Origin of the sequence: Algoriphagus alkaliphilus, assembly GCF_900103735.1 — a bacterium.
GTDB classification, from domain to species: domain Bacteria; phylum Bacteroidota; class Bacteroidia; order Cytophagales; family Cyclobacteriaceae; genus Algoriphagus; species Algoriphagus alkaliphilus.
In genome coordinates this window covers 1-6,055 of the sequence record NZ_FMXE01000061.1, presented here as the reverse complement: position 1 = coordinate 6,055, position 6,055 = coordinate 1, and the positions used below count along the sequence as shown (strand labels likewise).

6 protein-coding genes and 1 pseudogene are annotated in these 6,055 nt (G+C 34.2%); 4 read left to right on the top strand and 3 right to left on the bottom strand.

Annotated elements, in window-relative coordinates; genetic code table 11:
- Both BLQ81_RS21610 and BLQ81_RS22130 read right to left on the bottom strand, forming a co-directional pair.
- A partial coding sequence (locus BLQ81_RS21610) for an alpha/beta fold hydrolase (RefSeq protein ID WP_092735168.1) occupies positions 1 to 798 on the bottom strand: 798 nt, incomplete at its 3' end.
- Positions 799 to 891: 93 nt separating this feature from the next.
- Positions 892 to 1,005 (bottom strand): annotated as a pseudogene (locus BLQ81_RS22130) (IS1595 family transposase); the annotation flags it as partial.
- A 701-nt stretch (positions 1,006 to 1,706) separates the two neighbouring features.
- Here BLQ81_RS22130 and BLQ81_RS21605 point away from each other — a divergent pair.
- The 4 genes from BLQ81_RS21605 (at position 1,707) to BLQ81_RS21590 (ending at position 5,742) form a co-directional block, all read left to right on the top strand.
- On the top strand, positions 1,707 to 2,177 hold the full coding sequence (locus tag BLQ81_RS21605) for a hypothetical protein (RefSeq protein ID WP_092735165.1): 471 nt from the start codon (positions 1,707 to 1,709) through the stop codon (positions 2,175 to 2,177).
- Positions 2,178 to 2,363: 186 nt separating this feature from the next.
- Positions 2,364 to 3,068 (top strand): hypothetical protein, encoded by a 705-nt coding sequence (locus BLQ81_RS21600; RefSeq protein WP_092735162.1) that lies wholly within the window; start codon positions 2,364 to 2,366, stop codon positions 3,066 to 3,068.
- 29 nt (positions 3,069 to 3,097) lie between these two features.
- A complete protein-coding gene (locus BLQ81_RS21595) occupies positions 3,098 to 4,354 on the top strand; it encodes a tetratricopeptide repeat protein (protein WP_092735159.1) in 1,257 nt (418 codons plus the stop codon).
- A 230-nt stretch (positions 4,355 to 4,584) separates the two neighbouring features.
- Entirely contained in the window at positions 4,585 to 5,742 is a 1,158-nt protein-coding gene (locus tag BLQ81_RS21590; protein ID WP_092735156.1) for a tetratricopeptide repeat protein, read from the top strand.
- A gap of 108 nt (positions 5,743 to 5,850) precedes the next feature.
- On the opposite strand, the gene BLQ81_RS22445 is transcribed toward BLQ81_RS21590, so the two are convergent.
- The coding region (locus tag BLQ81_RS22445) for a hypothetical protein (RefSeq protein WP_175454320.1) at positions 5,851 to 6,055 on the bottom strand (205 nt) is incomplete at its 5' end.

Below are 6,055 nucleotides of genomic sequence, written 5' to 3'. Positions count from 1 at the left end.
AAAATCAAGAATTAATCTATTGATTTCTTCCGGTCGATCTAAAAATGGATTGTGTGAGCTATGCTCAATAATATTCACCTCACCTCTCCATTGATTTTTGAAGGGATATTTTGAAAAATATCCTGGATTACAAAGTTTATCATCTTCCCCGAGAACTAGTGCGAATGGTAATTTAATTGCATTCAGCACCCTTATTTCATCCAAATAATTTTGATTGATTATGGACATTCCTATTTTTTGACGGGCAAGCGGATCAGCCGATTCAACTGAGTCAACAACTTCATTTTGATAAATAGTACCAGCTACGTTATTTGATAAATTAATTACTTCTTCCTTACTGAGCTGCGCTTGAAACAATAGACTAGCAGCTGGATTGGGTTGAAATGCAGCTGGAATATCCGCTGGTATTCCAAGAGGAGGTGTACTAATTGCTATAAAACCTTTTATTTCGTCTACATACCTACCTGCGAATTCAATTGCAATATGTCCTCCTAACGAGTGACCAACTAAGTATACGTCATCAAGACTCAATGCTTGAATTACACTCCTAATTAATTCAGCGTAAAATGGAACGTTATATTCCTTCGTGGGTTGATCAGACTTGGAAGACCCCCCGAAACCAACTAAATCAAAGAAAACTAATCTGTAGTTGTTGAACCTCTCGCTATTCAATTGATTTCGAAAAAGCTTCTTAGACATTGAATTTCCATGAATAAAAAGAACAGTCGATTTTTTTTCAGGATTGACTTCAAAATATGAAATTGAATGTCCCAAAACAGATAGAGTGTTTTCTTTCATCGTAATTTAGAAAGGGATCAAATGTGAAATTTAATATTCAAATATTTTATTATCAGCTACTTTTTGAGTGGGGTTGGATAAAACTATAATAAGTCAATCTAATAGTCTTTCTCCAAACTGTCTTCGGTTTAGTTTGTTACAAAACCTATCCAAATAGTTCTGGAGCTTTCTTTCGGAGATCCTTCAGTATTTTCTCAGATCACTTTTAGGATACTCTTTGCCGTATGGACCCGTAGTCGCTCGTTTAAAAAAACAGATCTAGTTTTTGATTTGCAACTATTTAACAAAAGAGGTCTCTGGTTTTTTCAGATCTAAGATTATTGATTTTTACTAAATGATGTTTTAATGCGAAATGGATAATGAATTTTCTCCTAGGTTGAGAATTTCCCTTCAATTGCTTCAGCGAGCACACGACTTCTAGCCTTTCATTTTTATTGGTTTTTAAAAAGCAAGAATTTCACGTTTTTCTCACCCTCCCTTGTAGTGACATGATTCAGTTTAGTTTTACAAACTAGAAATAAAAGTATGTGATCTGTAAAAATACCTACTTGTAGGTATTGATTGGGTTTGTGCTATACCCAATCTTTAATCCCGTAAAAGATCTGATATAGACGGACTTTTGGACTCAGAGAAGAGGTCACTCAATCCTTATTCTATTCCATTTCTGCCAGATTCTTTGTCATTAATGCCAACTACAGTTTTTAACTACCTCAGCTCGCTTAATGGGTGTAATTTTAATTCAAAGGTTTACTTGCAAAATCCCTTCCTTATAGTTGGGTATTATTGAGAACTGAAAATAATGTTTCCGTCTTTTACAAGCCGAGCGCATGAAAAGAAATTAAATGTATTACAAAAAAAATTTAAAATAACTAAAAAATAATAATATTCATTTCTAAATCGACAAAAAAATGAAGGGTAAAACAGAGAGCCAGAGAATAAAATATGTCCAATATTTAGGACTTCTTATTGTGTTTTTTTGCACGATTCAATTTTCAAATGGTCAAACTGCTGTAGAAAAAATTGATCTAATGGGTAAAATCTATACTGTCACAAAAGATTTTCCAACTGAAATATTAGGAAAATATTTATATGAAGGTAAAGGAGAGCCTATTATTCAATTAGATGAAAATGGTGAAGGACTTTTTCAACCTCACATGGTAAAACCAATCAAAATAAAATTTTGGATTGATTGTGATGAAAATGGAACTATCCGAAAACAAATAGGATCAGAAGGAAGATATCAATATACTCTTTTGATTCAGTATCTTGATGGAAATGACGGAAATTATCCTGTTGGAAAGTACAATTTAATGGGTGTTATGATTTTGAAAGATCTGGGTCGTGCAGTTATTTACGGAGAAAGATATAAGAAGTTATAAATTTATAATTCCGTATTTGATAAATCATTGAGATTTTAAACTTAATATCCGAAAGTTTGGAATAATATTATTTTTTGAAGACGGCTTGGTTAAAAGGAGTATACAAAAAAGGTTTTTAGTAGTTAGAATTGAGGTCGATATCTGAATCAATTAAATAATTTCATCGAGATGTGCAGTAATAAAAAAATGTTTAATTCCTTGCTATTAGTTATAATCGGAATGACTTGTATTTCGAATTTCTCGATAGCACAAAAGTATTACACTATTAGCGTTCCTAGCAGAGATTATTCTTTAGAAGCGAAAAAAACGGCAGAAGATCCAAATAGTCTAAAGGTACTCGAATTAATTACGGAAATAGCCAAATACAAAAACTTGTATACAAGCATCCAATGCGTAGAAAAAATGAATCTTATCCTCGAGGATTCCATCAAAAATGAAATGAGAAAAGTTAGTGTTGAAACACCTTATATTTTGGCTATTGATTGGAATTCTTGTAAATTCATTTCTCTTCGCAAAGACAATGATAAAGATAATAAGTATGGTTCATACGAGGACAATCGAACAACCTACTATCGTATCAATTTATATCCCATAATAACAACTGAACCTGTAATAAAACCAGATTATCCCGCAACCTATAATTCCTCACTTCTTGCAACTTATATTACAAATGAAGGTCAATGGAAAGCTATTGGTCCATATTTAATTTCTGAGCCATATTCCTCGGAGAAGGAAGCAATTGGCTCTCTTTTTTTTGATGAAACTGATTATAAATTTATATCACAGCAAGGTAAGTATAAGATTTATACTTTGAATAAAGTGGCCAACCATCCATTTGTAGACGTAAGATTCATACTTAAACAAGCAGGTGTCACCAACCTTCCAAAATAGTCTATATTCTACACTATAAATATCATTTTATGAAAGCTAAGTTATCATTTCTATTTATTCTGATATCCATTTTTATCAATAGTGAAACTACTTATTCACAATGCACCGAAGCTAAAGATGCTGACATGGCAAAATACAAGCGTTTGACCGAAACACAGGATGCTCAAGGATGCTCCCAATGTGCAATGCTTGCCTTGTATTTATGCTCAGCAAGAAATACTGTTACAGTAGAAGACAAGCGGATGGTATCTTCTTTGATAACTCAGACGAAAGGCAATATTGTCAACATGGGTCAGCCATACTGCTGTCCCGAGCTGGTTAGCCTACAGCCGCAGTGGGGTATAGATGTAGGGGGTAATTCAAGTTTTGGTCAATCCACAGTAAACACAGCTATACCGAGTACTAATCTGGAAAGCGAATTGCTGGTAGCAGCTACAACTACTATTATTAATGAAGTAGTACCAATGATAGAACAATGGTCGGAAAATAGAGATATTAAAAAGGAAGCAGAAAGTGTAAAGTTAGAAAATGAGAAAAAAATCAACGTGGCTAAATGGGAAGATTTTTTCAAACCTGATTTAGATGAATATCTAACTGCTGCTGATAATGGTGATGAAAAAGCTAGAATGAAACTGTTATTCAAATTAAGGAATTCAAATTATCAGGCACGTAATTTAGACTATGAAGATGTACGTTACTTGATTCCTAAGTGGAAAGATTGGGTTAAAGAAGCAGCGGAAAATAAGAATTTGGATGCTATGAATTATATTGGTAATAGTGTAGTCATGTGGCAGGAAGATGATCTTGGGATTACAAAAGAAGAAGGGCTTAAAATGTTAGAGGAGGCGGCTAATTTTGGAAGCACTGACGCAATGCTTTTACTTGGTAATTATTATTATTTAAACACCAAATGCCTAGGGAAACCATATGGTGGCGGAAGTAGTGAAAAAAGCTTGTATTGGTTTAGAAAAGCTGCGGAAGAAGGCAGTAAAAGGGGAAATTATTTGATGGGTATGCTATATCGGTACAAAGAAACTATCCCTGATTTTCCGTGTCATGTGAAATACGATTTTAAGAAAGATGATAAATTAGCATTTGATTTTTTTCAAAAAAGTATATCCATCCAAGACGAGGTAGAAACTGATTTTTATAAGGAAACGTATATTTATGAGTATTCAGATTCTTATTTAGAACTAGCTATAATGTATAGTAAAGGAATAGCATGTGAAAAGGATATCGAATATTCGAATAAACTTTATCAACTTAGTGCATATAAGATCAGATGAAAAAGTATAGTCCCTTTTAATATGAACCAAGTTTTAACCAATTCGTAGCAAGTTTGTGGTTTAAATACAAAAAAAGGCTATTCATCATCCCTTGTTATATTGATTTCTTATTAATTAGCCAGGATAGGAACCGAACCTAGATCTAGCTTTAAGGGAACCCTCATTCTTAAACAAGCAGGTGTCACCAACCTTCCAAAATAGTCTATATTCTACACTATAAACATCATTTTATGAAAGTTAAGTTATCATTTCTATTTATTCTGATATCCATTTTTATCAATAGTGAAACTACTTATTCACAATGCACCGAAGCTAAAGATGCTGACATGGCAAAATACAAGCGTTTGACCGAAACACAAGATGCTCAAGGATGCTCCCAATGTGCAATGCTTGCCTTGTATTTATGCTCAGCAAGAAATACTGTTACAGTAGAAGACAAGCGGATGGTATCTTCTTTGATAACTCAGACGAAAGGCAATATTGTCAACATGGGTCAGCCATACTGCTGTCCCGAGCTGGTTAGTCGACAGCCTCAATGGGGTAGAGATGTAGGAAATAACATAAGTACTGGTCAATCTTTAGCATCCGGGAATGAATTAAACAATGTACCGGGCAAGGGTTCAGAAATTGCTACAATAGCAGCAGAGATAGGGGTGAACTTGTTGAGTGACTTGTTGGACGAGAGGCAAGCGAAAAAAGAAATGGAAAGAAAAGAAGAAGCAAATAGAAAAATAGCTGCTTTAGAAAATTCTTATAAATCTGAATTTTTGGATGTTTATCAAAATTCTGCCGAAAGTGGTAGTGAAATAGCTCAAATGAAACTTGTATTTGAAGCCAAAAAATTAATTACTGAATATTTGAATACTGATTTTCTAGATAAATTGACACCTAATTGGCATAATTGGACGATGGAAGCGGCAAAAAATAACAATTTAGGCGCTATGAATTTTATAGCTGAACATACAATTTATGATGCAGTTTTTGGAGTAAAATACGATTTTGGAATTACAAAGGAGCAAGGTATTCAGTTATTAGAAGAGGCAGCCAATCTTGGAAGCAACGATGCAATGCTTATGCTTGGTAAATTCTTTTCATTGAAAAGTTCTCTAGGTGGTGGTGGAGATATTGAAAAAGCCTTTTATTGGATTTCAAAAGCTGCAGAAAATGGCAGCTCAATTGGGAATTATTTAATGGGAATGCTTTATCGTTACAATGATTTAGATGGTGTAACAATGTATTACTTAAAATTTAAGATAAAAAAAGATGATCAATTGGCGTTTGAATTTTTTCAAAAAAGCATTTCTATTACAGATGAGGTTGAAACTGATTACTCTAAATCAACATTTATGAATTCTATAATATCCAATCCTTATTTAGGGTCTGCTTAGAAAATAAAAAAGGGATGATTTAGAGATATTGAGCTAGGTTTTTTGGAATTTAATGTGATTCAAGTGCAAGGAACTATGCAAAAGACCCCTAAAAGGCATGCACCCCGGTTAGCCTACACCAGCCAAAGCCAGCTTTCGTTCACCGGATTTGAGACCCCGTTCTACAATGGGTTGGACCCCTCCAACCGCTGGGTGGTGCTCAGCGCCCAGATTCCCTGGGACGAGCTGGTAAATCTGTTCAACAAACGTAATCCTGCCAAATCGACGGGAAGGCCAGCGCTGAACCCAAGAGTATTGATCGGAGCGGTGATCA

Excerpts from the sequence above, each read along its gene's own strand:
- BLQ81_RS21605 (WP_092735165.1), top strand. The coding sequence starts at position 1,707 with ATGAAGGGTAAAACAGAGAGCCAGAGAATAAAATATGTCCAATATTTA.
- BLQ81_RS21600 (WP_092735162.1), top strand. The coding sequence starts at position 2,364 with ATGTTTAATTCCTTGCTATTAGTTATAATCGGAATGACTTGTATTTCG.
- BLQ81_RS21595 (WP_092735159.1), top strand. The coding sequence starts at position 3,098 with ATGAAAGCTAAGTTATCATTTCTATTTATTCTGATATCCATTTTTATC.
- BLQ81_RS21590 (WP_092735156.1), top strand. The coding sequence starts at position 4,585 with ATGAAAGTTAAGTTATCATTTCTATTTATTCTGATATCCATTTTTATC.